Origin of the sequence: Robbsia andropogonis, assembly GCF_034047095.1 — a bacterium.
Lineage (GTDB): Bacteria > Pseudomonadota > Gammaproteobacteria > Burkholderiales > Burkholderiaceae > Robbsia > Robbsia andropogonis.
This window is the reverse complement of record NZ_CP139166.1, coordinates 179142-205864: the sequence shown is the minus strand read 5'-3', so window position 1 is coordinate 205864 and position 26723 is coordinate 179142. Positions and strand designations below refer to the sequence as shown.

Annotated in this window: 20 protein-coding genes and 2 pseudogenes; 11 read left to right on the top strand and 11 right to left on the bottom strand. The window is 55.0% G+C overall.

Features of this window, described 5'->3' with window-relative positions; all coding sequences use genetic code 11:
* Positions 1 to 151: 151 nt before the first annotated feature.
* Positions 152 to 790 carry a hypothetical protein gene (locus tag SJQ66_RS06100; protein ID WP_046152085.1) on the top strand — a complete coding sequence of 213 codons (639 nt, stop codon included), beginning with the start codon at positions 152 to 154 and terminating at the stop codon, positions 788 to 790.
* A 211-nt stretch (positions 791 to 1001) separates the two neighbouring features.
* Here SJQ66_RS06100 and SJQ66_RS06095 read toward each other — a convergent pair whose 3' ends face one another.
* Complete coding sequence (locus SJQ66_RS06095; protein WP_320534088.1) at positions 1002 to 2006, bottom strand: hypothetical protein; 1005 nt, start codon at positions 2004 to 2006, stop codon at positions 1002 to 1004.
* 1617 nt (positions 2007 to 3623) lie between these two features.
* Between SJQ66_RS06095 and SJQ66_RS06090 the strand changes: the two genes are divergently transcribed.
* Together SJQ66_RS06090 and SJQ66_RS06085 are read left to right on the top strand one after the other, a co-directional pair.
* Positions 3624 to 4898 (top strand): amidohydrolase family protein, encoded by a 1275-nt coding sequence (locus SJQ66_RS06090; protein WP_036012878.1) that lies wholly within the window; start codon positions 3624 to 3626, stop codon positions 4896 to 4898.
* 259 nt (positions 4899 to 5157) lie between these two features.
* On the top strand, positions 5158 to 6012 hold the full coding sequence (locus SJQ66_RS06085) for a CPBP family intramembrane glutamic endopeptidase (protein ID WP_046152087.1): 855 nt from the start codon (positions 5158 to 5160) through the stop codon (positions 6010 to 6012).
* Between the two features lie 79 nt (positions 6013 to 6091).
* On the opposite strand, the gene hpnH is transcribed toward SJQ66_RS06085, so the two are convergent.
* Complete coding sequence (gene hpnH, locus SJQ66_RS06080) at positions 6092 to 7774, bottom strand: adenosyl-hopene transferase HpnH (RefSeq protein ID WP_320534087.1); 1683 nt, start codon at positions 7772 to 7774, stop codon at positions 6092 to 6094.
* Between the two features lie 482 nt (positions 7775 to 8256).
* Positions 8257 to 8793: a GNAT family N-acetyltransferase gene (locus tag SJQ66_RS06075; RefSeq protein ID WP_024905583.1), complete on the bottom strand. Its 537-nt coding sequence runs from the start codon at positions 8791 to 8793 to the stop codon at positions 8257 to 8259.
* A 114-nt stretch (positions 8794 to 8907) separates the two neighbouring features.
* Here SJQ66_RS06075 and SJQ66_RS06070 point away from each other — a divergent pair, with 114 nt between their 5' ends.
* Entirely contained in the window at positions 8908 to 9816 is a 909-nt protein-coding gene (locus SJQ66_RS06070; protein ID WP_320534086.1) for a GNAT family N-acetyltransferase, read from the top strand.
* Between the two features lie 149 nt (positions 9817 to 9965).
* Here the strand turns inward: SJQ66_RS06070 and SJQ66_RS06065 are convergent, their stop codons facing one another.
* The 3 genes from SJQ66_RS06065 to SJQ66_RS06055 form a co-directional block, all read right to left on the bottom strand.
* The gene (locus tag SJQ66_RS06065) at positions 9966 to 10493 is read right to left on the bottom strand and encodes a GNAT family N-acetyltransferase (protein ID WP_024905585.1); all 528 of its coding nucleotides are present in this window, start codon (positions 10491 to 10493) and stop codon (positions 9966 to 9968) included.
* Positions 10490 to 11077, bottom strand: coding sequence for a helix-turn-helix domain-containing protein (locus tag SJQ66_RS06060; RefSeq protein WP_320534085.1), 588 nt, complete (start codon positions 11075 to 11077; stop codon positions 10490 to 10492). Before SJQ66_RS06060 ends, SJQ66_RS06065 begins: the two co-directional genes overlap by 4 nt.
* 364 nt (positions 11078 to 11441) lie before the next feature.
* The gene (locus SJQ66_RS06055; RefSeq protein WP_320534084.1) at positions 11442 to 12359 is read right to left on the bottom strand and encodes a LysR family transcriptional regulator; all 918 of its coding nucleotides are present in this window, start codon (positions 12357 to 12359) and stop codon (positions 11442 to 11444) included.
* A 124-nt stretch (positions 12360 to 12483) separates the two neighbouring features.
* On the opposite strand from SJQ66_RS06055, the gene SJQ66_RS06050 reads away from it, so the two are divergent.
* The 3 genes from SJQ66_RS06050 to SJQ66_RS06040 all read left to right on the top strand — a co-directional run bounded on the left by SJQ66_RS06050 (position 12484) and on the right by SJQ66_RS06040 (position 14157).
* Positions 12484 to 12783 (top strand): Rossmann-fold NAD(P)-binding domain-containing protein, encoded by a 300-nt coding sequence (locus SJQ66_RS06050; protein ID WP_253464357.1) that lies wholly within the window; start codon positions 12484 to 12486, stop codon positions 12781 to 12783.
* 14 nt (positions 12784 to 12797) lie between these two features.
* On the top strand, positions 12798 to 13775 hold the full coding sequence (locus SJQ66_RS06045) for an amidohydrolase family protein (RefSeq protein ID WP_253464360.1): 978 nt from the start codon (positions 12798 to 12800) through the stop codon (positions 13773 to 13775).
* A 142-nt stretch (positions 13776 to 13917) separates the two neighbouring features.
* Positions 13918 to 14157, top strand: a complete 240-nt coding sequence (locus tag SJQ66_RS06040; protein ID WP_052738140.1) for a winged helix-turn-helix transcriptional regulator — start codon at positions 13918 to 13920, stop codon at positions 14155 to 14157.
* Positions 14158 to 14222: 65 nt separating this feature from the next.
* Here SJQ66_RS06040 and SJQ66_RS06035 read toward each other — a convergent pair whose 3' ends face one another.
* On the bottom strand, positions 14223 to 14747 hold the full coding sequence (locus SJQ66_RS06035; protein ID WP_253464363.1) for a P-loop nucleotide/nucleoside kinase family protein: 525 nt from the start codon (positions 14745 to 14747) through the stop codon (positions 14223 to 14225).
* A gap of 202 nt (positions 14748 to 14949) precedes the next feature.
* Positions 14950 to 16128: an acyltransferase family protein gene (locus SJQ66_RS06030; RefSeq protein WP_024905591.1), complete on the bottom strand. Its 1179-nt coding sequence runs from the start codon at positions 16126 to 16128 to the stop codon at positions 14950 to 14952.
* Between the two features lie 622 nt (positions 16129 to 16750).
* Between SJQ66_RS06030 and SJQ66_RS06025 the strand changes: the two genes are divergently transcribed.
* The gene (locus SJQ66_RS06025) at positions 16751 to 17602 is read left to right on the top strand and encodes a MipA/OmpV family protein (RefSeq protein WP_024905592.1); all 852 of its coding nucleotides are present in this window, start codon (positions 16751 to 16753) and stop codon (positions 17600 to 17602) included.
* Between the two features lie 203 nt (positions 17603 to 17805).
* Here SJQ66_RS06025 and SJQ66_RS29860 read toward each other — a convergent pair.
* Positions 17806 to 18104 (bottom strand): annotated as a pseudogene (locus SJQ66_RS29860) (DDE-type integrase/transposase/recombinase); the annotation flags it as partial.
* Positions 18105 to 18384: 280 nt separating this feature from the next.
* Here SJQ66_RS29860 and SJQ66_RS06020 point away from each other — a divergent pair.
* Positions 18385 to 21351, top strand: a complete 2967-nt coding sequence (locus SJQ66_RS06020; RefSeq protein WP_157685685.1) for a hypothetical protein — start codon at positions 18385 to 18387, stop codon at positions 21349 to 21351.
* A gap of 287 nt (positions 21352 to 21638) precedes the next feature.
* Here SJQ66_RS06020 and SJQ66_RS06015 read toward each other — a convergent pair whose 3' ends face one another.
* Positions 21639 to 22238 carry a LysE family translocator gene (locus SJQ66_RS06015; RefSeq protein ID WP_236693356.1) on the bottom strand — a complete coding sequence of 200 codons (600 nt, stop codon included), beginning with the start codon at positions 22236 to 22238 and terminating at the stop codon, positions 21639 to 21641.
* Between the two features lie 402 nt (positions 22239 to 22640).
* Between SJQ66_RS06015 and SJQ66_RS06010 the strand changes: the two are divergent.
* Positions 22641 to 23365 (top strand): annotated as a pseudogene (locus tag SJQ66_RS06010) (class I SAM-dependent methyltransferase).
* An 18-nt stretch (positions 23366 to 23383) separates the two neighbouring features.
* On the opposite strand, the gene SJQ66_RS06005 reads toward SJQ66_RS06010, so the two are convergent.
* On the bottom strand, positions 23384 to 25195 hold the full coding sequence (locus tag SJQ66_RS06005) for a methyl-accepting chemotaxis protein (RefSeq protein WP_036012889.1): 1812 nt from the start codon (positions 25193 to 25195) through the stop codon (positions 23384 to 23386).
* A gap of 623 nt (positions 25196 to 25818) precedes the next feature.
* Between SJQ66_RS06005 and SJQ66_RS06000 the strand changes: the two genes are divergently transcribed.
* Positions 25819 to 26700, top strand: a complete 882-nt coding sequence (locus SJQ66_RS06000) for a polysaccharide deacetylase family protein (protein WP_024905599.1) — start codon at positions 25819 to 25821, stop codon at positions 26698 to 26700.
* Positions 26701 to 26723 lie beyond the last annotated feature (23 nt).

Here is a 26723-nt window from a genome sequence, read left to right as displayed (position 1 = left end):
GCAGCCACGTGCTCGGAAGATCATGCCGGTCACGTAGCTGCGGCGAACAGAGGTCACGTGAGTAACGGTGAAACGGTTGCCCGACAGTTGGAACTATCGCAATGCTTTGGCCACTTAATCGGCTCAAAACTAGTCTATATGAGGTTACCCAATGAGCATGATTGATAGCAAAGGCCCCGAAGTTGTCTGGGCCCCGAGTACAACAGAAAATGCGCCTCCTGCCTCCACCAAAGCGGCGCCTTTGAGCAATGCCGATGTCCGGAACAGCTACAACGATGGCGTCACTTCGGCTTACGAAGACAGTTTCAAGACAAAGTTCAAGGAATTTCACGACAAGGAACAGTGCTTTGGCGATAACCTGGCACGTGAGGCGTTTGACGCACGCTCGAAGATCAAAGCAGATCACCAGGCGCAAACATCCACTTTGGGGCGCTTTGCGATTTGGGTACGAAATCTATTTACGTATGGCGGCGCCAACGCAAGCTACAGCGGTTTGAGCAAAAGCAAGAACCCGGAGGAGATTGCGTATTCGGCTTTCAAGACCGACGGCAGCGACCTGGGTTTGAAAGGCAACGGCTTCGGCGAGAAGCTGGAAGTCTGGAAAGCAATCAGGGACGTAACCACGCTGTATCCCGAAGACGTTACCCCTGCCATGATTGCGGTCTTCAAGGCGCAGCCCCGAGGGAAAGTGGACGTTGATGCCATCCTCGCCGCACGTACGGACATTTCCGCCAACCCGGCCCTGAATCTGTTTGATGTGAAGTCGGACAATAGACGACATTACATTTAAACGCGATGTCACCAAAAAGCGAAGTGGCTAAAGGCACGCGTTTAAATAAACTTAATAGCACCATGGCGCGGTGACCACGTTGGTTAATCCGACGTTATCCGCGGCGCGGCGCTTGTCCATCTCTTTTCATTCGATTTAAAAAAGCAGCGCCAACACCAATAGATCGTCGATGTGCTGCGGATACGCCACGGCCCGCTATTGTAATAGCGTCCTATTGATCAAAATAAAAGTGAAGAGGAGGAAAACCGAGCGCATCATGGGGTGCCGCCAGCGGGTCTACGTCAATCAAGTTATCGTCGTCTGCGCCCTCCTTCATCCTGAAATCGAGATATTCAAGGCGTTCTCCACCTGGATTTGCAATAGCTACCGGGGCTGTCGGAACGGTGACTAAAAATACGGATAACTTTTCGTCCAGCGTCGGAGGAAGTGCACCGTAGGTTGAAACGATGGCATTTCGTTTAACCCCCGCGAGTAATAAATCACGAAGAATTTCTTGCCAGATCAGATCATCGAGCAACGCTCGCATTTGCTCGTCGTCATCGCACAATCGGTACGCATCAGGGATTGCCAATTCGCCTTTTGCAATACGGCGAACATGATAGTGCAAGATTGCCCATTCGAGATTATTGCGATATATATCACGCAAATCAAATCGATCGCAGAACGTAACCAGTCCCGCTTTTCCCGCGACAATACAATCCGGAAGAATTTCCCAGATCTTTGCAACCTGCTCGACAATGACCGCCGAAAACGTATCGCTTGGCGCCACGGCTGACGAGGCCGGATCGCGAAGGAAAAAGTTCACTCGCATACGAAGGGCGGTGTCGTCGAAAAGAAGATGAAGCTGCAACCGGTGTTCTGGATCATTGGTGTCCGCCACGTCCGTGTAAAATTCCCGAGGAAGGGAGGTCAGCGTGTCCAATACGTCCCCCCAGTACCGTATCGGTATGGCACTAAAAACATGGGCGGCTATTTTTCCGATACGCTGCTTGACCGTCCATCGAACCCCACTGTCTTCTCTCAAGACCAGGTTTGCCCACATCTGGATGAGCGCGGCGTCGGCACGTGCGGCCAGCTTTACTTGATTCGCGGCCCGACACTGGGCCACGACCTCGTCACGCCAGACGGCGAACTCTCCAATGAGTCGTTCGTAAGCGCCTCTTGTGACGACGCGATCGAACATCGCATTGCCGGCGACCGTGTCGTGCAGGCCCACCGTATTCGCAAGACGATGCATCAATACCGGGTGCGTCTGCCATGGTGCTTGCGTTCGTACCGCAGCACAGATTCCTCGCCAGTCTCCACCGATTTGGTCGACGTCGGTTTGATGATAGAAACGCCAAAAGACCCACTGTTTATCTAGATCGGAACCCAACGCGTTTAATGTGTCGGCTTCGAGCCTGGAAAACAGGGGTTGCAGTCTCGGCCACGCCTCCAAGGCCCAACGTAGCGTATTGTCGCGTGGCCTCTCATCGTCAATGTCGAGGTTTTTTCGTACAAATGGCGCGATCTCGACAACATGACGCTTGAGTACCCGATTCAAAAACGCTTCGTCATCGGATCGCCATCTGTCGCACAGGCACGTTGCCGCTTGCCAGTTCCGCAATGTTGGATACCGCGCGATCACACTGACCAGGATGTCGTCCAACGCAACGCCCTGCTCCTGCGTCGCGCCAAAGTCGCAATGCATCCGCTCGGCGATGTTGCATTGATCCGCTATTTGAAGCAATCTGCGGCTCATTAACGCCATTAAGCCCGTTGACCAACGAGGTGAATTTTCTCCCATTCCACCACAGAAATTATCCAGAAGCGCGCCACGAGCGAACGGTTTCGGCAATTCCGCCATGTCCCCGATTAGCACGGTTTCCGCCAGCATCTCCTCCAAGGCAGACGGGCGACAGGAAGTTGGCAACCTGCATAGAAAAGTCAGAGCGATATTCACTCCTCGGCTCCTCTGCCATCCTCCTGGGTCCTGGACGCCATACCAGGCGCTGATCAGCAAGTCCCGCGTACGCGCCGCACGTGCGTCGTCGCTCAGTCGGGATGTATCTGCCTGGTGCACCACGGTGATCGCGCGTTCCCATTGTGCATTCAAGGCGTCCCGGTCGCGTACTTCGATCTTTCGTACTTTCCGTGAAAGCACCCTGAGCAATGCAGGTTGCCAGCTGTCATATTCCGTCAAGATCGCCTGCAAGGCGGCGCAGATTCCCAGGCCGTCCCTGGCACCCCTGATTGCTTCCCACGTCTTCGTATCGGATCGAATAATGGATGGGGCGACAACGCTGACCTGGGCCAGCCGGAAAAAATCGTACACCGATAAAAAACCGGTAATGCTAAAAATAACGTCCCGCGGCAAATCAAACAAGTCGAAACCAGCGAGAAACCACGGTAGTCTTTCTGTTGTTGGTCTCTGCCGAAGAAGAAGGGCCGCCTCCGCCATATGGCGACTGCGTTCTTCGTCGCCCCGCAAAAAATCATCGGGCGTTTCCCTATCTTCTTGTCTTGCGCGCGTGCTGTCGTCCACAAGCGGCACAACCGGGGTACCTGCCCCATTCATACCGATGTTCGAAGCGCGAACGCCATCCATGATTTTTCCCTTTGAATGGAAATGATTTGGAGATTAGCAGCGCGCTGCCTGCTTTTCATGCACTATTACCTGCCACGAACGAACAATTCGTTATGCGCGCGATTTTTGCGGCGTGCGGCGGACGGGTATCCGCACGAACTTACGATGACAAGCGCCGCCACACATCAGACCCATCGTCCTAAACCTTGGTGTTTGCCCGATAATGACAACACTATTCCAGGTTTCCGTTACAGAGGGAGCATGCCGATGCACTTCGACCTTATCATTCGTAACGCCACACTTCCAGACGGCCGTACTGGCATCGACATCGCGGTCGACAATGAGAAGATCGTTAAAATCGCGCCATCGATCGCCGCAGAGGCCGGCGAGGACATCGACGCGACAGGTCGACTGGTTTCTCCGCCGTTTGTCGACCCGCACTTTCACATGGATGCGACGTTGTCGATGGGAACACCACGAATGAACGTGTCAGGGACGCTGTTGGAGGGCATCACGCTCTGGGGCGAGCTTCGGTCCACATTGACGCGTGATGCTGTGGTCGAGCGGGCACTGAAATACTGCGACATCGCCATTTCGCAAGGCCTGCTGCATATCCGCAGTCACGTCGACATAAGCGATCCACGGCTTATTACAGTCGAAGGCCTGCTCGAAGTACGACAAAAGATCGCACCCTATATCGACCTCCAACTTGTCGCGTTCCCGCAAGACGGGTACTACCGGTCGCCAGGTGCGGTCGACGCGTTGAACCGGGCCCTTGACATGGGCGTGGACGTGGTCGGTGGCATCCCGCATTTCGAGCGAACCATGGCGCAAGGCGCTGCATCGGTGGAGGCGTTGTGCCGCATCGCAGCTGACCGGGGCTTGCCGGTGGACATGCACTGCGATGAAACCGACGATCCGATGTCGCGCCACATTGAAACACTGTCAAGTGAAACGATACGCTTCGGCCTCCAAGGACGCGTGGCGGGTTCGCATCTCACCTCAATGCATTCGATGGACAACTATTATGTCTCCAAGCTTATCCCATTAATGGCAGAGGCGGACATCCAGGTCATTTCCAATCCGTTGATCAATATCATGCTGCAAGGGCGCCATGATACCTATCCAAAACGTCGCGGTATGACACGGGTTCGAGAGCTGATGGACGCCGGACTGAATGTCGCATTCGGACATGATTGCGTGATGGACCCATGGTACTCGATGGGTGCCGCCGATATGCTGGAAGTGGGTCATATGGCTATCCACGTGGCGCAAATGGCCGGCGTAGAGGACCGGAAACGCATATTTGACGCGTTGACCGTCAACGGCGCGAAAGCAATCGGTCTGGACGGCTATGGCATTGCGGAAGGGTGCAACGCAGATCTCGTCGTACTGCAAGCCAGAGACCCCTTGGAGGCGCTTCGCCTGAAGGCAAACCGTCTCTTCGTCATCCGACGCGGCAAAATCATCGCGCGGGGTACACCGCGCGTAAGCGAATTACTGGTGCAAGGGCAGTCAAGACGAATCGACCTCGCGGCATGATTCCGGTGATATGCTCTATTGATCCGCTATTGTTCGGAGGTCTATATTTTGACAACTAGGCGCTAATGGCTCGCCTGAACGACGAAAAAACCGCCGCGCGCGGTTGGCTGCATTCGACACGGACCATTTGCGAAAACGTGGACCAAAAATCGCTGCCCCAAACCCTATACGTTACGAAATCGCGTTATGCTTCGGTCCTTCCCCCACAACAGCGATGCGACGAACCTAGCTTCTTAGCGTTAGGGCACCGGAAACGTGTATGCATGATGTCGCATGGATCGTGATTTTTGTTGCGGCGGCGGTAACGGTACTATCGCGCAATCGATGGCTGAGTTTTTCCCTGCTCGTCATTGGCTACGGCATGGCACTGGCGGATGGCTTGCTCGGTTTGGCGGCATTCATACCCCTCGCGTTATTGATGCTTGCCGCCTATATCGTACACTCGCCTCGCCTGACCCACGTTCGATATGCCGGCCATGTGTTATTTATCGTTGTCGCCATCGCACTCAGCGTGCATTGGTTGCCCGGGTTTCACAATTCACGGGTCATTGGACCGGAACGATTCACAGCGGATGCTGTGCCGTTCACGATGTACTTGAACCTCGACAAACCGTTGATTGGTTTTTGGTTGGTGCTCGTGTTGCCATGGATTCAATTACAGCGCCCTTGGCGCGCCGCGATATTATCTGGCATGGTCGTGCTGGTCATCACGGCAGCGGCCTGCCTTTCCCTTGCAACGTGGCTCGAACTGGTTGCGTGGGCGCCTAAATCTCCCGCTGACAGCCTGCTTTTTCTTGTGAATAACCTGCTCCTCGTTTCGTTTGCCGAGGAAGCACTGTTTCGCGGCTATTTGCAGGCCGGTCTCGCGCGTCTCTTCAAAGACCACCGCTACGCAAGTGCGCTTGCCATAAGCACAGCCGCCTTTTTATTTGGATTGGCCCATCTGTTCGAGGGATGGCAGTGGGCGGCCGTAGGTGGTGTGGCCGGCGTTGGATATGGGCTAGCCTATCATTTCGGCGGTCTTCGAACCGCCATAATGGTTCATTTCGGCGTAAATGCGCTGCATTTCTTTTTATTCACCTATCCCATGCTTCAATCCACGGTGCAAGGTTAAATGCCATTATTTGCGATCGCGGATTGAAACGCTTTACGTATCGACCCGCTCATCGGCAGGCATTCGACAGACGCGGCGCTCAGTCCCCTAGATATTCCGGTTCGATCTGAATATTCTTTTCGCCGGCGGCTTTCTTTTCCCAATAGCGCTTTACCCAATTCTCGAAAGTCTTTCCTGCGGCCGTATCTTTGCCTGTGAAGGCTATTGCGCGTACGTCCATATAGGAAATGATTTCTTTTTCCTGCTTCCCAAGTGGAATGATGCGAACAAAGCATTCCCTGAACGCCTCTTTGTACTGACGGTCATACAGATAACCCGCGACGGCAGAACCGTCTTTACGGGTAATCGTGACATCGCCACGATAATCGAAGGCTTTCTCGATCGCGTCACGCACTTCGGCTTCCGTCGTCAGTTCCGGCGTCCAACCCTCCAGACGTTCGTGCACTGTGCCCGCAGCGTGTTCTTGCTCGTCTGGGCGAACGTGCGCAACAGCTTGCTCGGTGGCGTCAACCGCGAGGATACCTTCCTTATTTTTTGCCGCGGCACGCTGCGCTGTGGGCACGAACACCATGGGAACTTCGTGGGACTTGGTTTGCCACGTCGCAAGCAGATCGTTTGCTCCTTTGTCCTCGTACTTGTCGAAGAGCATCGCCTTGACCGTCTGGAACAGGCCTTTGAACGAGCCGAACGTATAATTCACGCCGCTGGCTTCATAACCCGAGTGGACCATGCAGTTCGCACATTTCGGATTACCGCTTTCGGTACCGTACTGTGACCACTTCACACTTTCCATCAGTTCATCGAAGCTGTCGGCGTAGCCATCCTGCAGCAAATAGCATGGCTTTTGCCATCCAAAGATGCTGTATGTCGGCATTCCCCAAGGCGTGCACGTCAGATCTTTTTTGCCCATGAGAAATTCCATGAACATCGGAGAAGCATTGAAACGCCAGCTTTTCTTTCGATTCGAAAGGATGGCGCGGAAAAGCTTCTTCGAACGTGCGCGGCCCAGGAAGTGCGCCTGATCGGGTGCCTTGTCGTAGGTATAACCCGGCGAGACCATCATGCTTTCCACGCCCGCCGTCATCATCTCGTCGAAGTGCGAGCGCACGCTGTTTGGATCAGCACCATCGAACAAGGTCGTGTTCGTCGTCACCCGGAAACCGGCGGCTACCGCTGCACGCACACCTTCCATGGCAATGTCATAGCCGCCTTCGCGGCACACGGAAAAATCGTGATGTTCGCGCTGACCATCGACATGGACCGAGAAAGACAAGTATTTACTCGGCTTGAACAAATGCAACTGCTTGGCCAACAGCAGTGCGTTCGTACACATATACACATACTTCTTGCGCGCCACGAGGCCAGCGACAATCTCAGGCATTTGCGGGTGTAGCAACGGCTCACCACCTGGAATAGCCACCATCGGCGTGCCGCATTCCTCCACTGCTTTAAAACATTCTTCTGGCGTGAGTTGCGACTTCAGGATGTGCGCGGGATATTGAATCTTGCCGCAGCCTGCACACGCGAGATTGCAGCGCATCAGGGGCTCAAGCATCAGGACGAGCGGGTAACGGGCACGACGCATGAGCTTTTGCTTCAGAACGTACGTTGCCACCGTCCAAGCTTGTGAAATGGGCACTCCCATGCTGCTGATTCTCCTAGATAAACCTGTAACTCGACAAGGCCTTGTCACATATAAGCCACGGGGGCGCCTACAGTTTTTCGGACCGGTTCGGCACCGAGTGACGCCGAGCCCTGTCAAGCAAATCACTATATCGACTATTCAATGGACGTGCGCACGGAACGGGTAGTAACCCTCGCGTCAACCGGATTATAGCGCTTGCTTGATAGAACCTGGATCGACGGCAAGACAACACCGGTGATATCGGGCACTTAAGAGACAGTGGACGGTTACAACCGACACCCGGTCTTTTTCGGACCACGGTAAGAATTGCAACTTGCCATTGCGTGGACCGCGAGGAGGTCTGCTGAAAATAGATTTCAAAACCCGCGAAGAATAAAATTAATTCATTGATTTTTAAAGAGAATATCATGCAGCTGCGGCGAGCGCCTCTGTCAAGCGAGATGGTGCGCACGCGGCGTCCGGTCCATGATGGGGCTCGACCGCCCCCCCCAAGCGATATCAGGCGGGCGCCATGTGGAAGGAATACGTTATCTGTCGGATTCTCGCTTATCGCCAACGCTAACTGCTTACCGGCGATTTATCCAGCCGGACTTCGACGTCTAGTCTGTCGCCAACCGCGAGAAGAGAGCGAAATCGCCTGGCGTCCCGCGTACCATGCGATACGCCCTGAGTCGGCCTTCGTAGGCGTATCCACATGACTTCAAGACCTTTTGAGAACGCCTATTCGTCTCTAACACCGTACCCTGCACCCTCACCCAGCCGAGGTGCTCAAATGCCCAGGATGTGACGGTGGCGCACACGGCACGTGCAATACCTTTTCCCCACATTGTCGGCGTGAGATCGTACGCAATTTCCGCGGTCTTATTGATGTCCGATACGGTGTGGAAACCCACCGTCCCGATTAGCTCCAATGATCCACTGTCGACAATCGCAAGCCTTCGATCGGACTGCGGCGCAGACGATTCGATATTATCGAAAAGCGGCAACAGATCGCATTCAGAACTGAGATTCCAACTTGTATGTTCGAATACCACTTGGAGTCGAAGATACGCATACCAGGCTGCCGCGTCGGATCGTTCGAGCTGCCGCAAGGTTACGCCCGGATGCCTGCATATCGGAGGATGTAGGATTTTCATCGCTAGCGCCCAGGACGTTGGCAAGACATTATGATACGAATCTGGCGGTGTAGTGCATCCGCACGCGCTTGAGCGCTTTGCCAACACCAACTCTCATTCACATCCAATGCGAAATTGGATCTTATTTCCGGAAACGACATTCATCCGATGTATTTCAATACGCCGTCGTTATCGCCCTTGCAGCTCAGGGGTGCGGAAGTCGCGCTGGCACTGGAGCAAGCGGAAGCGCGCCATCTGCAGGAACAAGTAGAAACTTATCGGAATCTCGCAGGCCGCGACCGGGCTCGCGTAGTCGCATTAGCGGGTGGCATAGCAGCATTCACCGAAAACATCTTTGGACGCAAACTCAATCATGTGACAGGACTTGGCATGGGGGCTTCCGTATCCGAGGCAGGCATCGCACAACTGGAAAGAGCATACGCAATCAATCAGCTTGATGTGGAAATCGACCTTTGTCCGCACGCCGACGCCAGCGCACGCCGAATATTGGAAGCGCGTGGTTATACGACAGGGGCGCTCAGCAACACATACGTGTGCCAACCTACGCGCCATGATGCAGTGGCATATCTAAATGATGCCATTGAAGTGATCGACGACAGGAACGAAATCGAAAAAACGTTCATCAAAGATTCAATGGCCGGGTTTGCGGAACAGCTTGTCCCGCGCCCAGCCATTTTACTGGAAACACTTGCGCGAATAGCCGTGGCAAGAACCGACACCCTGCTATACGCGGCACGCTTGAAAGGGGTTACCATCGCGACCGCTGGAATGAGCATCTTGGAAGTCGGCGCTGATCGGATCGCCCATTTTTATATCGCCAGCACCCTTCCGACCTATCGCGGGCAGGGAGCGCAACTGGGACTGCTACACGCGAGGTTGCTGACGGCAAAGCGAATGGGATGTCGTCTGGCATTCGTTACCGCAAGGCCGGCGAACGTCAGCGCACGGAATGCTGAACGCGCCGGATTCACCCTTGCCTATACCAAAACCACGTTTATAAAACCCTGCGTGGACATCGCATGATACACAGACGAACGATGCTCCCGAGCAATCGAGGAAAGCCGATACGCTGAAATATCGTTATCACTGCGTGGGCCAGGGCGGACGAAGCCGATGCCGTCCCGTCATCAATGAAAGGTGCGACCGTATGGATGTACGACTGCTCTGACGAATCAGATCTCTTTGCTGTAAAAAGTCGTTCCACAGAACGCCCCATTTGGCATCAACGCATAATTCGGCACCGTTCCCACGCGCTGCCAGCCCGCGCGCCGGTATAGCCGTTCGGCGTCGCCTCCCGTCTCGGTATCGAGGACAAGCACTCGCTTATTCTCGTCCCGTGCGACGTGCTCAATCTCTGCCATCAGTCGCCGCGCGATACCATTTTTGCGCGCACTTCGATGCACCAGCATTTTTGCGATATCGGCGCGATGCGGCTGGTTCTCCGGTTGTGCCGTAATCATTTGCACGGTTCCCACGATCCGGCCGTCGCCGTCTTCGGCGACCAATAACACACATTCGTTGCGTGCGACGCTCTCGGCAACTTGCTGCCAGAAGCGCAAGGCTTTTCCCCTGGAAAATGGCAGCATGAAACTTATCGATGCGCCTCCCTCCACGCAGTCGATAAGCACATCGGAAAGGGCTTCAACGCATGCCGCGGCTTCGTTCGCCCCGACACGCTTTATGACAATATTCTCGATCATCCGTTTCTCCGTTCATTGGGATACAGGGTGGTCAGCGCAACAAGATAACGGGCAGCCTTGCGGGCGGAATTCTTAAACACCGTAGGGCAGTCAAGCCGCACTGCGAGACAGTCACCAGGCTCCAATCGCCAGACCGTCTCACCTACCGTGATATGCATTTCGCCTTCCAGGATCCAGACTTGTTGTTGAATATCCACCTCGCGCGGGCCGGAGTCGTAGCTAACGCATCGGCCAGCGGGAAAGTTCACTTCCACTAACTGGATTGGCGAGGGGCAGAGAGGTGACAGGCGGCGTCGAATGTAGCCGGAGGCGGGGTCGGTCCAAACTGATTGTTCAGCAGCGCGCGAAACAGGGGAAGGCGCAGCGGTTGGTACGGCACTTGGCTCGAACAGCGAGGCAAGCGGCACGCTGAGGGCCGTCGCGAGTTTGTCGAGAACCACTGCCGTCGGACTACTCTGCCCGCGCTCAATGAGCGATATATTGGACCGGCTCACTTTGCTTCGATCAGCAAGTACATCAAGAGACCAGCCTCGTTCGTCACGAAGGCCTCGCAGTCGCCGTCCAATAACCAGGTTGACGTCCATCTTATGCCATTTTCCTGGATGCCATTTCCAATAAAATAGAATCTCAAAAAGGGGTTGTCAACGCGTATGTCGATTCTCTTGCCTGCCAAACATGCACGGATAGATTGGCATTGAAACCACTTTTCGTCAGACGCATCGTCACGAGTCACGCCCCTCCGAACTGCACTGCCCCACGCCCGCACATTGCCGGTGATTTTGCCTCGCGATGGCACGGATGGCCGAGACCCGGTGCCGTACCGTTCCAAGCACCCACCATGGAACTGGATTATCGGCAACGTACACTACGATTAGCGGGCCGATCAGGATCCCGCCATTCGCACCATCGTCGATCAGTTGGTCTTCAAAGCGTGTAGCAGTGATCGGCTCATGGGACAGTAATTTTGCAAATGGCAAAAAGCGTATCGCGCAGCCAGCGATGAGCGGGATCAGCATGAAGGCGGGGATGCCAAATGGCCGACACCGCGATCTCGGGTGTTCGTACGGGGAGTTCGAAGCACTGAACGCCCGCACTATCGGCATGACCGCTCAGCAAGGCACTGCCAAGGCATGAATGCGGGACGAGCCCAAGAAGATCAGAGCCGCGTACGATCTGCAACGCGTTGGCATAGGTGAGTGCAACCATGGCAATGGTCCTGCGCAGACCCTGCTTGCCCAACGCATCGTCCACCGGGCCGAAAGGTAGCCGTTTTCGTGACACGACCACATGCTGATAACTGGCGTAGCGTTTTGCGGTCACTTTTGTCAAAAGCGGATGACCTACTCGACAGATACCCACGAACCGATCTCGAAACAGCAACCGCGTCTTAAGTTCCGGGGCGGCGGTTCCAAGTACGCCGACCTCCAGGTCAATCACACCGTCGCGAAGTGGTCGTGCATCCTTGTCAGGCTTCGATACGAACCGGATACGGACGTTGGGTGCGGTTTCGGTAATGGCCGCCATGAGCGATGCGCCTGCCAGGTCGACGAAGCCATCATTCGCGCGAATCGTGAACGTCCGCTCGAGCGTGGCGACGTCCAATGCGCTGCCAGCGGGCTGAAGGACGGCTCTCGCGTTTCGGGCAAGTTCATGGACGTACTCACCCAATTGCTCGGCATACGGCGTTGGAACGAGCGTCCTCCCGGCTAGCACCAGCAGTTGATCCCCGGTCGCGGCCCGCAGTCTCGAAAGCGTCCTGCTCATGGCCGATGGACTCAAGCCGAGTCGGTTCGCTGCCTTGGTCACGCTGCACTCGGCGAGTAAGACATCCAGCGCGGTAAGAAGATTCAAGTCCACGTCTTGCATGTCGCGTCGTTCTCCGCGGTAATTATTCGTTGATTCCGATGCAATCTATTATTGCATCTCACGCGTCTGGTGCAATGCGTCTTCCCGCACGAAAATCAAGGCAATCCAATCTAAAAGAACCTTGATGAAATACGGAAACGGCCATAACGCCCAAGCGATCCTGCTCATCGGTGCATCGTCTGAACTCGGGCACGGCATGGCCGCTGAACGCGTGAAAAAGGCGTGGCACGTCGCGGGCACCACGCGTCCGGTCGGCGACCGGACAACACCGCATGATGACCTGGCCGAACAGAACCCAGGCCGCGTCGATGTCGAGACCGTCGACCTCTTTGAACACGAACAGATCACGGCACTCCATGCCCGTTTATCGGGAAAACCGGGGCTCGTGTACCGCGATCCCATAATTCACACCTTGCCCTGGTAATCAGAGACTCAGCCATGAAACTGATCGGAATTGAAGAACATTTTCTGACGTCGGAAATTCGCGACGCTTGGCACGCCCTCGCCTTGGATACGACGGATCCGAGCGTGGCGTTTCATTCCGGCTCGATCGAAGGGCGCCTGCTTGATCTCGCGGGAGATCGACTCGCGCTGATGGACGAAACCGGACTGGACATTCAGGTCTTGTCATTGACGACGCCAGCGCTTCACGACCTTGGACGGGAAAGCATCGATATCGCCCAGCGAACCAACGACGCGCTTGCCGAAGTGGTTGCGCACCATCCTACACGCTTTCAGGCCATGGCCACATTGCCCGTGTCCATGCCGGACGAGGCGGCTTTCGAACTGGAGCGCTGCGTCAAGACATTGGGCTTCAAGGGGACGGTGTTGTGCGGGAAAGTCGGCGCGCGCCATCTCGACGACCCGAGCCTGTCACCTATATTCCACATGGCGCAATCACTAGGCATGCCAATACTGATCCATCCCCGCGTGCCTGATGCCGCAGTGAGAGCCGCTTACTACTCGGGCTTCACCCCGGAGCTTGACGCGGCTTTCGCCACCTATGGCCTCGGCTGGCACTATGACGCGGGCGTTCAATTCCTTCGTCTCGTGCTCGCCGGCACGTTCGATCGCATGCCGGAACTTCAGGTCATTCTCGGTCATTGGGGGGAGGTGGTGCTTTTCTACGCTGAACGTCTGGCAGCAATGGACAGGGTATCCGAACTGGCCCAACCGATCGCGAGCTACTTGCGGAAAAATCTTTACGTCACGGCGAGCGGGATGTTTCTGCCGCATTACCTGGAGCGTGCCGCTGCGGTTGTCGGCGTTGATCGGCTGCTGTTCTCAACCGACTTTCCTTACCAATATCGTTCCGGCCATGAAGCCCGACGGTTTTTGGCGCATTGCGGGCTCGCGGAACACGAAAAAGCCGCATTTGCACATGGTAATTGGATGCAACTGACTGACAAAAAGTAAAAAGCATTCGCGATTTACGACTGCTACGAAACCTCACCCGCTTTGGCGGACACGGATTGACCCGTCCGTGGCGGGAGCCCGATCTTGTGAAGGACGCATGACCTGCTTAAGACGCGACCGTGTGTTTCTTAAAGAAATCGATATGGGATCGATCACGCAAAAGATGCTTGCCCAAACACTGAAAAGACTGAAGCGTGACGGGCTGGTGGAGCGCACCGTTTTCCAGGCCAAGCCGATCACGGTCGAGTACACACTGACGCATTTGGGTGGCACCCTGATTGAGAGTGTCACTGTTTTGGCACATTGGGCGGAATCGAACATGGATACCGTTTCCGCTGCCCAGACGGCGTATGACAACGCAACCGTCGGCGGCGCTAGATAAGAACCGCGGACGATATGAGAATCGGCGCGCTTCCGGCACGGCAACCCTAAACGGCCGGGAACAACTCATCGCGCACGGTAATGACCAGACGGTAAAGAGAGGGTCTGGATCACGCTTTCAATCGCCATGTCGACTGTTGTTTTTGCTGTGTCAATCACCAGATGATCTACATCCCAGACGTCACACGGGCGGTCAATCACGCTCTGCCACGTAGGCAAAGCGTGATTGGAAATATTGGCGACTCGCTGCTCGACCCTTTCACGATGCAGCGCTTTATCGGAACATACCAGTTCGACTTCAATATGCCGGACACCTGTTTCGTGCGCCACTGCCCTCCAGGCACGTCGTGTAACATCCAGTAGATTTGCAGCATCCGCGACAACGTCGATCCCTAAGTGTAAATTATCACGGGCTATTGCATATCCTGCCATATACCCAGCCGGTCCGATGTCGGGAGAACCGTTACCGGATGCGATAAAGGCCTGCTCAAGCGTGTCGATCCGCACATAGGCGGCTGCGATTTTCCTGGCAAGACCCCGCGCAAGTGTCGTCTTTCCAGTCGCGGGCAGCCCACTTAATGTAACGAGCATCAGACATCTCTACAATCTTTACGTTCGTCCAATTTGAACTAATTTTCAATAATGGGACCAAGTCTGTCCAATAAGCCGGTCTGTTTGAGTAACAAACATTTGCAAGGCATTCGCTTAACGACTTGTTCGCTTGACATGCCCTTATGCGCGTTGGCAATGCATGCTAATCAGGCGTGGATAAACCCGTAATCGCTCTCCGCATTCACTCCCTCCGTGCGGTGTCTACACCAGAACCTCCCGCCAACCTGGTCCGACGAAAATCGGCCAACCTTGCCACTACTCGTTTTTCAAACCCAAACAACCAGGGACGCAGATGGCTCGCGTGTTTTTCGATTGCATGCCAGGAGAAATATGCCAACACCGCGGAGATGCATATCGCAAGCGGGAAAACGACATACCAATGCATTCCGCCCTTGCCTAGCGTTGCAATGATAGCTTGCTCAATCGGAAACCCATACAAGTACATCCCGTAAGAATAATCACCTGAGGAGATGATTTTCAAACGCTGAGGTTCAAGCAAACCCAAGTACACGGTTACGTAAGCAAACAACCCCGGTGTCACCGAGTCTCCCCAGAATGCCAACGGCATCGAGCTACCGACAAGGATCGCGACAGCAATCGCCACGAACAAATACTTATTCCAAATTACTTTTGAACGGTAGACATAGAACAAGATTCCATAAAGGAACGAAAATACCAACCGCTCGCCACTCACTGAACCATCCGCGATTGAATGGTCCGCGAGGTTGTGACTGAAAAAATAATGGTGGATTATCAGGATGAAATTCGCAGACAGAACAATGGCGAGGAACACACCTTTTTTACGTGTTGCCCCAATAAGTGAGAGAAGAGCAATCGAGATATAACATTTAAGCTCCCAGGGAATGGTCCACAACTGCCCGTTCACGACATGCGGGAAAGGGTTGCTAGAAAAGACGCCTGGAAGAAAGAAGTGAATATCCCCTATGATATTGAGAAAGTAGCGCGCGAATTCAGGATTGGAAAAATAGTGTGACAAGGATAGATCAGTGAATATTGATCCGATGATGAAAGCACAAAGGACGGTCTCGACAAGTAAAGCAGGAACCAAGCGAATAACACGCAGACCAAGAAACGAAATCAGCGTCTTGCTTCGTTCCAGGCTCCCTGCCACGAGAAAACCGCTTAACGAGAAAAACATCGGGAGTACCGCGGCGTCAAGCGGCCGAAAGATACCATGCGCATCGTGAAACATCACGTTGTACCCTGCGCACAAATCGAAGCTGTGAAAAAAGATAACGAAAACAGCCAAGCTGATCCGCAGATAATCAAATCCCGCAGGGCGTCCACCCGTGGCTATCAATCGATCTTCGAATGTCGTGCGCAGCATGCTTCCCGTCATTTTTATATTCCTATTTTCTGGAACAGATGAATTCTTGTCGCCTTATCTCTCAAAAAAACCAAGCAAAATAATTACAATATCGATGCTAATTGCACCTTGATCGTTCTCGCGACTGACAACATTCTTTTCGATGGTACAGTAAAAATATCATCGAAGATATGAGTGCGCTCGACGTCGATTTGCTGTTGCCTGACGGACGGGAAGGCACGGTAACGGTCCTGGCCCGCTTGTAACGCAATAATCTTTGACCTAGCTGTCTATCCCATTTCATAATGAAAAGCATGTCAAAGCATTGATAAGTGCTTTTTCATGGAAGAAACAGTGCCATCAGGCAGAAACGGTCGTATCACCCAACGGCGTTTTCTCGAACCTAATACGCACCTTCTTTGGTACCGCATTCGATCGGACCCTCCTTGCGGAAGTCGACCTGCGTGGCGAAGTCAATGCGATTTCATGGCATGTAAACAATGCGAGCTGCGGGCAAGAATGCCTATCCGACCACGCATTGCCTATCACCGCATGGCGCGCCCTTTACCCAGGGCCGGTTTCTTCGACTGGTACTCGAGTTGCTTGATGCCCTCTGTCAAGCATGTCTTAATGCAGCGATTTCTTTCCCGAAAAAATGGATTTCATTCGCTACAACGCGTTTCGTATCGGCACAATCTCTGCTGCTTCATTGCTAGCTCTCTTCTGTACAAATGCGATCGCGCAATCGGAAGATGCCAATGAATCCCAGTCAACCAATGGGCAGGCGTTTAGTAATCAGTGGTCTTTTGCTCTTGGTGCTGGTGTAATGACCTCGCCAACTTATCCTGGTGCAAGTGACAAGAAGACGAGAGTCGCCCCGGTGTTCAACGCCAGCTACAATCGCTTCTTTATCGGCGCCTACGACGGCGCCCCGACGGTTCCCTTCGGCATTGGCGCCTATTTTTACCGAGATGCCCACTGGCAAGCAGGGATAGCGATTTCGTATGACTTCTTCAGTCCCCGGAAAGTATCGGATGATTCGGAGAAGCTTCACGGTCTCGGTGATATTGATCGAACCGCCCATGCAACCCTGTTTGGTCGATACACCAAGGATTGGTGGGCCGTCACAGCATCGGTGACAACCGATATCGGCGGCAAGGACCAAGGAACACAGGTTCACTTGGGTGCGGAGGGAAAGTATCCCGTGACGTCGAAATTCTCACTCCATGCCGGTCCGAGCATTACCTGGGCGAGCGCACAGTCGAACAAGACCTTTTATGGTATCAGCGCGACACAAAGCGCCAATTCCGGGTACGCGCAGTACTCACCGGGTGCGGGCATCGCGGATGTCAGTTTTGGCGTGGGCGGGGACTATCAATTATCGAAACACTGGAATGTGGGAGCACGCGCAAGCGTCTCTTATCTGCCAAACAAGATTAGTGACAGCCCGATTGTCGGGACCCGTACACCGGTGAGCCTTGGTGCGTATCTCGGCTATCGTTTTTGAATCGACGGCTGGGGTCGGGTGCGCACGCACTTGCAATCACTGACGCTTTACAAAAAACCAAACCGGCCAGGCTCCCGCATGGCGCAAGAACTTGGCCAAAAAAGACTGCGTTCTGAGATGTTGCGCGCACGACAGAACCTGCCACGGCGGGTTCCAGTGCAAATAAGTAAAATCGTTGAAATGTTTCTTATAAGTCGGACATTTTATCGATCAAAGAAGATCACATTCCATACATCAGTCTCGACGGCATTTCTGAGGCCGAGCTTCGCGAGATCGAACTGAACTTTACGAATGCGATCCATCATTTCGATGTCTGACATCGTGGCCATGGCATTTCTGAAGCGTTGGAAGCCGGGCATCACATTCTTTCGCGACTTGACATTTCGATGGTCCTGCTCAATCTAATTATTCAGGTACTTCGAAGACCGGATCTTCGTCTCTTCCCGCGGTAGACCATCGGCCTACTCTCCCGCACCGCGCGGTGCAAGGCAGCATGACCATCGAACCAGAGCCGTCCGGATACCTGGCTGCAATCGAGACCTCTGAACCACTGCAACATGAAGCTTGGCAAACCAAGGACGTCCATGCATGACCATGCCCTCGTGTGACGTCGCCCCACTCGATAAACGCGCATTTTGCTAAATCGCCGACAAGCACATTCGGTGCAAGCGCCAACGCAACGGTAGTCGCCGCGCTCGCAACGATCGCTTCTCTATAGACCGATGACTCCGCTCGCACCTAGCCTAGGGTAGAAATAACTCGGGCGGTAACCAGCGTGCCGCATGATGTATCCGGTAACCGTATTTGAAAACATGTCTTACATGAACTATAAGACATGGGCGCAGACGCGGCGCTCGAAAGACAGTGAGATCAGTGTCGCGGCGAAAAGCCACTTGCCGTACAGATGCCGATCAAATGCCTGCCAGCCGATATCGAACGCTTCTCCACAAAACGCGACGGATACGGTTGATGCGGACTCCGTTGCCCCGGAGAACGCCGGGGCGGTTCATCAAATCCATAGGATAGCTATGCCAGTCGATGCCATGCAGCACAGAACGAACGCGGGCCGCCACGAGTACAGGCCGGCGCACGCGATATGTGAGAGCCATCAGCGCATCCGACAGGGACTGCCCGACGATATTCGCCTGTTCGCCGCGGAACTTTCACATATCAATCAGACAACGGAAACCGTCACTCGATCCCCGGTCGCCTTGAACAACGCCCGCCCGGATGCCATGACGACGGCCGTGCGCCTGATGCTGCTGCTCAGTCAGGTGCGGCAGTCGCCAGACGCTGACTGTGGCCCCCAGGACGTCCCAACATGCATGCATAGCGAGGCCTCACTGTCCTCGCCCGCTCGTGTGATACCTCCCGTGTCGGCCGCCGCTCATATCCTGACGCCATCCGTCGATGCGGAAACACGCTATCTCGATTCGTGGCTTCTCCCAGGTGCTAGCGCAATGCCAGCGCCATCCGCGCATTCTGACGGCACACAGGAAACCGCCACGATCATCAACAATATGCGCATTATTCGCGACGAACGGGAGAAAGGCGATCTCATTCGCTCTCTGAAACAAGCACTCGTGCAGAATGGCTGGTTGGACATACGCGATGCGGAAGACTTCGAATTTTCCCTGAAGACCTTATCGAGTGGCGTGCCGTTGCTGATCGTACCAATGGAAACACCGCCCGATGGGCCTCCACGCGTGAAGCGCCTTGCGCAAAGCAAGATCGATGAGGACATCGTCCGGCATATCGCAGCACATTGCGCCATTGAAGAAGAAGTGCTAAACGCCAACGGCGAGAAAGAGGGGAAAGTCCTGCTATACGAGGCGCAGCGCACCGAGAACTACTTCCGCCGCCTCTATGACGGGCACGACGGCGGCCCATCTCCAGAGATACGCGGGGCGGCAAACGGCCTGAACATCGCCACTGACCTGCTGAGCTTTGGCATCAAGCCACTCATAACGAGCATCATCGCCAATGCAAAGCGGAGCGAGTACTACCAGTCTCGAGGAGACGTAATCTGTGCCGAACGCTACAAGCACCTGAGCATTGCGAGTTTGTCGACTTCGCTCGACATCGACGGGCTCACGCTGGCACGCAAAGCCATGCCACGAAAAGCCAAGCCTGCGGAGCTGCGGCATACGCTGCCTGCGGACAGAAACGCGGCCTACTTTACGCGCGATCCGGCTACCGGCATACGTCGCGAGATCCTGCTGCGCGTCGCACCCGGGCGCGACGCGATAGGCGACGGTTCCGGCAACGAGGTATTTCTCAAGCCATCCGGCCGCAAGAACGAATATTTGACTTATCACCCGCATGCTCAGAGGCCGGAACTGCTGGAACGGCGCGTCGTAGTGGACGAGAAAACCATGCGTTGGCGTTACTCGGACGACTTCGATACCCGCGAACTGAACGTCGATATCCGCGAGGGTAAGCGCCAGATATCGCTACACGGAGAGCACTACGACTTGCTACGCAATGCCGACAACCAATACGAGATCGTTGTACGCCGGGCATCGGGCGAAGTGAGCTTGCTCCCGGTGTATATGGAGCCGCTATCGGGCACGTGGCATATTGCGGTTGAGAACGCACAACCCGTTTTTACGCGCGAGCAGAAAGCCTTGCTTGAACGGGTGTGCCGCGCGCGCGACGATGACGTCTACTACATTCCATCACCCAACAACAACGCGGGCTATTACGGCAGCGGGGCGATTTATCGTGCGGAAAAGAGAGACGATACTTCGCATTACAGCTATGGCACTTTCGTTGAGATGGATGGCAAGTTAGTGCCTGTCACACAACGCACAACACCCGGGCATGGTCTGCATTACGAAGTCGTCGACCCCTCGGGCGCAGGTGAAGTCGGTCTGCCCGTCGCGTTCGATGGCGCACGCTGGCGCTTTGAAGCCGATAGCGCGCCACAAGTCTCGAAAGAGGTCAAACAGCTGGTTACCCCCGCTATGCTTGCCAGCGACATTCAGTCCGCGCGGCTTTCCGCTCCCGACGCACATGGTCTTAACTGGGACATGCAAAACAACGCGTATCTTAAGGTGGACGGAAGCTACATAAAGGTCACGCACTTTAATGAAAATCGCTTTGCCATCCGCCAAAGCGATGGGAGCAACATCATCCTGCGCTTCAGAGATGGGAAATTCTTCAGGGAGCGTATCAGCGAACGGCTGCAGAACATTCGCACGGTCGGCTTGAACGGCCATAAAGAAGAAAATTCAGCTTTTATTATCAGTAGACTTCGGAATAAACAAAAATTATTCGAAGACGGAGTCGAACGATTTCCAACTTGTGACGTCAAGGTACAGGAATTACTTAAATTAATCAGAAAAGACAATGAAATATGGAAAGACGTCCAGGATAAATTGGAAGTGAGAGCTATTAAACAAAAAGAGGGCGGGAAAGAAATCGTTCTACATCCTGAAGATGAATCAGAGGAAAGATGGTCTGGCGCATATCACGTATATCTCACCGTTCAGCACGAAGGTAAAAGACTGATTATAGACCCCTACATTGGAGGCAAAGACTCATGCGCTCGCGTTGATGAGCGAGATTTTATCAAGTCACACTGGAAGGGGGAAGAAGGAAAGGAATATGTCTTGGAAACAATCGCACCTATTAGCGAAAGTGATAAGGATGGCGATTACATCCCCCCGTACTCCGTTGAAGATTACATGAATTATTTATTCGATCCTGAAACTTATGAATCACATAAATTTTATTACGAAGCCTAGTGTTCCGGGTCGAAATGGACAAGGTCTTGCCTTGGTCGCAACGGGCATTGTCATGCATGGGCGCCCCTGGTTTGCCAAGCTTCATGTTGCGGTGGTTCAAAGGTCTTGATTGCAGCCAGGCATCCGGACGGCTCTGGTTCGATGGTCATGCATGCTGCCTTGCACCGCGCGCGGTGCGGGAGATGAAGGCTGATGGCCTACCGCGTGAAGAGACGAAGATCCGGTCCCGGCCGACTGCACACGGTTGACCGGATGCGCGTGTTCATCATGTCCCTCCCCCGCGCAAACTACGCCAGCAGCTTCAACACCACCGGATAAAGCGTTACCACCAGGGCCAGCGCCATGACGATATTGAACGTCCTTACCCAGCTCGGACGCGACAGTACACGCCGCATCGCGGTACCGAATGCAGCCCACAAGAAGATGCATGGAAAGCCAATAAGACAAAACACGAGCGCCATGTATCGTGCATTGATATCGACGTCGTTGCTCAGATGCAAGGTCGTGGCGGCCGTCAGGACCATCATCCACGCTTTCGGGTTGATCAATTGGAAGGCCATGCCTTCGTAGCAACGCATGGGACGTGACGTGCCCTTTCGCGTTTCTATCTGCCCGGACGTTCCAATCTTCCAGGCCAGGTACAGCAGATAGACGACACTGCCTGCTTCGAGCAGGGGATAAAGAATAGGAAAGCGCGTGAACATCTTCCCCAGCCCGAAGCCGACACCCAGCATCATGACTGACACGCCCAGACTAATCCCTACCATATGCGGCATCGTGCGCCGAAGACCAAAGTTGATGCCTGAAGCCAACAACATCATATTGTTCGGTCCCGGCGTAATCGACGTTACCAGCACGAATAACATCGCGGCGGGGAGAGCACTCATCAAGGTGTCTTGAAGCATAAAGGCATCACGCTGTGGCAGTTTCGATCAACAGTCGGCCATGAGCACATGGCTGCAATTGGAACTCTGATTGTAGCGACTCCTTCAAGTACAGTACCGGTACAATTCAGCCAATAATTGACAGCACACTCTGCCCTGCTTTCATCAGAACGGTCGATCGCGAATGCCGCGGTGTCGTGCGTTTGTGTAATGCGGATTTAGTAAAGCAATCTTTTAGATTCAGGTGTCACGTACCTTCGTCATGGATCCAACGCGCGAGTGATCACAATCCGTCAGGTCGTATACCATCCGCTATTGACGTATTGCAAGGGGAGGTTGAAACGACCGTTCATGCAACACGGGTTGTTGCGGCAAGCCTCGCTCTCTACCGTCCGGTGACAACACATGGCGCAGAATATTTACGACGACCCCACGTTCTTCTCTGGCTACAGCCAGCTTCCCCGGCAGGTGCATGGGCTGGATGCCGCCCCCGAATGGCGGGCGATCCAGACCTTGCTGCCCGATCTGAAAGGCAAGCGCGTCGTCGATCTGGGGTGTGGCTTTGGCTGGGCATCGCGATGGATGCGGGCTCAGGGCGCGGCTTCCGTCCTCGGACTAGATCTATCTGCGAATATGATCGCGCACGCCATTGCGAATACGGCAGACGCGGCCATCACGTATCGTATTGCCGATCTCGATGCGCTCTTCCCGAAAAAGCGTTCGATCTCGCATACAGCGCGCTGACTCTGCACTACATCCAGGATTTTGATCGCCTCGTACACGTGATTCATCGCGCACTTGTTCCCGGTGCGCGGTTCGTTTTTACCATCGAACATCCAATCTTCATGGCGTCGACCCATGCACGCTGGATCAACGACGACGCAGGTCGCAAGACCTGGCCAGTCAATGACTATTCGATCGAGGGCGAACGCCGGACAAACTGGTTTGCCGACGGCGTTCTGAAGTATCACAGAACACTCGGTACGACATTGAATGCGCTGATCAACGCGGGCTTTAACATTCGCCGGGTCGAGGAGTTTGCGCCAACACCCGAACAGATTAAAGAGATGCCCCAGTTGATCGAGGAACGGGAGCGCCCCATGATGTTGATCGTGTCCGCCGCTACCTGATCGGCCTTTGCGTTCAGATCAAACCGTATCGGATTGGCGCAAATGGAACAACGCCACGATGCCGGACAATCCATGCGCCTGCTCGTTCAACGTCGCCGAAGCAGCGGTTGACTGCTCGACAAGCGCGGCGTTTTGCTGTGTCGCTTGATCCATCTCGGCGACACTGCGGTCGATCTGACCAATGCCCGCGCTCTGCTCGCGCATTGCACCGTCGATTTCTCCAATGACGCGATTGACCCGATCGATCCCCGCGACAATCTCTTGCATCGCCACGCCGGCTGCCTGAACGCGCTGCGCACCCGTATTGACACTGGTCTCGGAGGCCTTGATCAGGTCTTTGATCTCGCGGGCGGCGGTGGCGCACCGCTGCGCCAGCGTACGCACTTCTCCCGCCACCACGGCGAAACCACGGCCGTTCTCCCCAGCCCGTGCCGCTTCGACTGCCGCGTTCAGCGCGAGAATGTTGGTCTGAAACGCGATACTGTCGATCACGCCAATAATCTCAGTAATACGCGCCGACGACCGGGCAATGTCTTCCATCGTGGCAACCGCGCTCGTCACGACTTCCCCTCCGCGCGCCGCCGCGTGGCTCGCCGAGGTGGCCAGCCGCGTGGCCTCCACCGCGGAATCAGCCGACAGCCTGACGCTGGCGGTCAACTGCGTGAGGGCCGCCGACGTATTCTGCAGATTGGAGGCCGACGTCTCCGTACGTTGCGACAGATCGCGATTGCCCGCTTCGATTTCATTGGTCGCGGTTTTCATGTTCTCGACGCCGGCGCGCACGTCCAGAAGCACGGCGCCGATCTTGTCGACGAACGCATTGAACGACGCGGAAATCTGTGACACCTCGTCACGGCCGACCACCGGTAAGCGATGCGTAAGATCGCCACTGCCGGAGCCAATGGTATCCATGGCATCGCGCACTTGAGAGAGGCTGCGAAACGAGTGCGCGGTAAAGAACGCGGCAATGCCTACCGCCACCAACGTCAGCAATACCATCGACACCCCGAGCGCTTTGAGGACATTGGTAAGACCTGTCGTTGCCTCCGCCTTGTCTAGCGCGATCACCAGATACCAGTCGGTACCCTGCACCGGCTGCGCCTTGAGGAGTTTCGCGGCACCGCCCAGATCGACTTCCATCGGCGCGCCCCCCTGCGCGAGCGAAGCGAGTGCATCCGGCGTAAGCGCAGGCGAGATAGTGGAGGCCTGCTTCAGAATCAAGCTTGCATCCGGATGCGCGATGATTTGTCCATCGCGCGCCACGACGAATGCAAGGCTTGAGGGAGTCGGATGCACTGCAGTCACCACTTCGCGCACACCTTCGAGCGGCACGGCACCGCTCAATGCACCGGTCGCTTCACCATTACGCATCAGCGGCGCGGAAAAAGATACGTAGGGCACCCCCGTCGACGAGTCGCCGTACGGCTTCGTGACCATCACCGTACCAGCCGCGATGGCAGCTTTGTACCAAGGACGCGCAGTTGGGTCGTAGTCTTTGGGTGTGGTGCTGCTCGTCGAGAAAAACGTCTTGTCGCTCCACCCAACAGTGGTTATCGGAAAACCATCGGCGGCACTCATATGCTTGACCAGACCTCGCGGATCGCCGTGCTCGACCTCCTCTGCCGTGACTTTCACGGCCTGGGTCTTGGCAGCCACCCATTTGTCGATAGCGAGCGCATTGGCGCCGGCCAGGGCCGTCAAGCTATGCGCGATCGTCTCCATTATGTTGGCGCGTACCGTGAGGTAGGCCGTTGCGCCCGAGAGCGAGAGCGCTCCGATGACGATGGCAGAGGAAATGATCAGGATGCGGGTTCTGAGTGAGGAAATCATGTTTCCGTGAAAAATTAAAAGGCGTTGCGCGATTTGGGGCTTCTGCCGCGACATTACGGCACGACCCAAACCCTGGCTTCAGATTCACCGCCACGGATTACGGCAGAAAAAAGGAGAAATTAAGGGTGATCGGCAGAGACGACTCTTCGCGTTGATGCGATCCGCATTTTGTCGAGCACTGTGCCGTTGTTCGGGTAGCTGAAAAATAAGGGGTTTTACTTATCTCAAAAATCTGGGACACCGTGCTTTTCGCGGAAGAACGAGCCATGCCGATTCCCAATATGCTTCACCCGCCAATCTGAAAACCGGCCGTTCCCTTGGCGAAATCAGTTGGCCGCTCTCGGGAAAATTGATTCTTGAAATGAAACCGGTATCGGCGTGTTGTCTTGCTAACCGGCACGGCAAGCAAGGGTAATCCCTGCATTGCTGTTTTTTTTTGATGTTGCCATCGTAAACGTATGTTGTCGACGACGTACATTTATACGAAAACGGCGACTTTAATCTGGTCGTCGCACCGGCTGGCGCAGCCGCCAAACGCGGCGTCGGAGACAGGAAAACCCCGTCGCCCTGAGAGTCGAGGCGACGGTTGCTTCGCGCAGGAACTACCCGAAGGAGAACATCGCATGGCAAAGGAAATTTTGGTCGCATTCGGTATCGACGTGGATGCGGTGGCCGGCTGGCTAGGTTCATATGGCGGCGAGGATTCCCCCGACGACATCTCACGCGGCCTGTTCGCTGGGGAGGTTGGGTCGATGCGATTGCTGAAGCTCTTCGAGCGCGAAAAGATCCGCACCACCTGGTTCATTCCTGGTCATTCAATCGAGACCTTCCCCGTGCAGATGAAGGCGGTCGCGGCAGCGGGACATGAGATCGGCATCCATGGCTACAGCCACGAAAACCCGATCGCGATGACGCCGGAGCAGGAAGAAACCGTGCTCGATCGCAGCATCGAGCTGGTCACACAACTGGCGGGCCGGCCGCCGACGGGTTACGTCGCGCCGTGGTGGGAATTCAGCAATGTCACGAACGCACTGTTGGTGAAGAAGGGGATCAAGTACGACCACAGCTTGATGCACAACGACTACCACCCGTACTACGTTCGCGTTGGGGATTCGTGGACCAAGATCGACTACAGCAAGCATCCCGACACTTGGATGAAGCCGCTCGTGCGCGGACAGGAAACCGATCTCGTGGAAATCCCCGCGAACTGGTATCTCGATGATCTGCCGCCGATGATGTTCATCAAGAAAGCCCCCAACAGTCACGGCTTCGTGAACCCCCGCGATATCGAGCAGATGTGGCGCGACCAGTTCGACTGGGTGTATCGCGAGCACGACTATGCGGTGTTCCCGATCACGATTCACCCGGACGTATCCGGTCGCGCACAGGTTCTGCTGATGCTCGAACGCCTGATCGCGCATTTCCGCCAGCACGAAGGCGTGCGCTTTTGCACCTGCGATGAAATCGCCGACGACTTTCTGCGTCGTCATCCTCGCAAGCCCTGACCTCAACCGCATGATCTGATAGA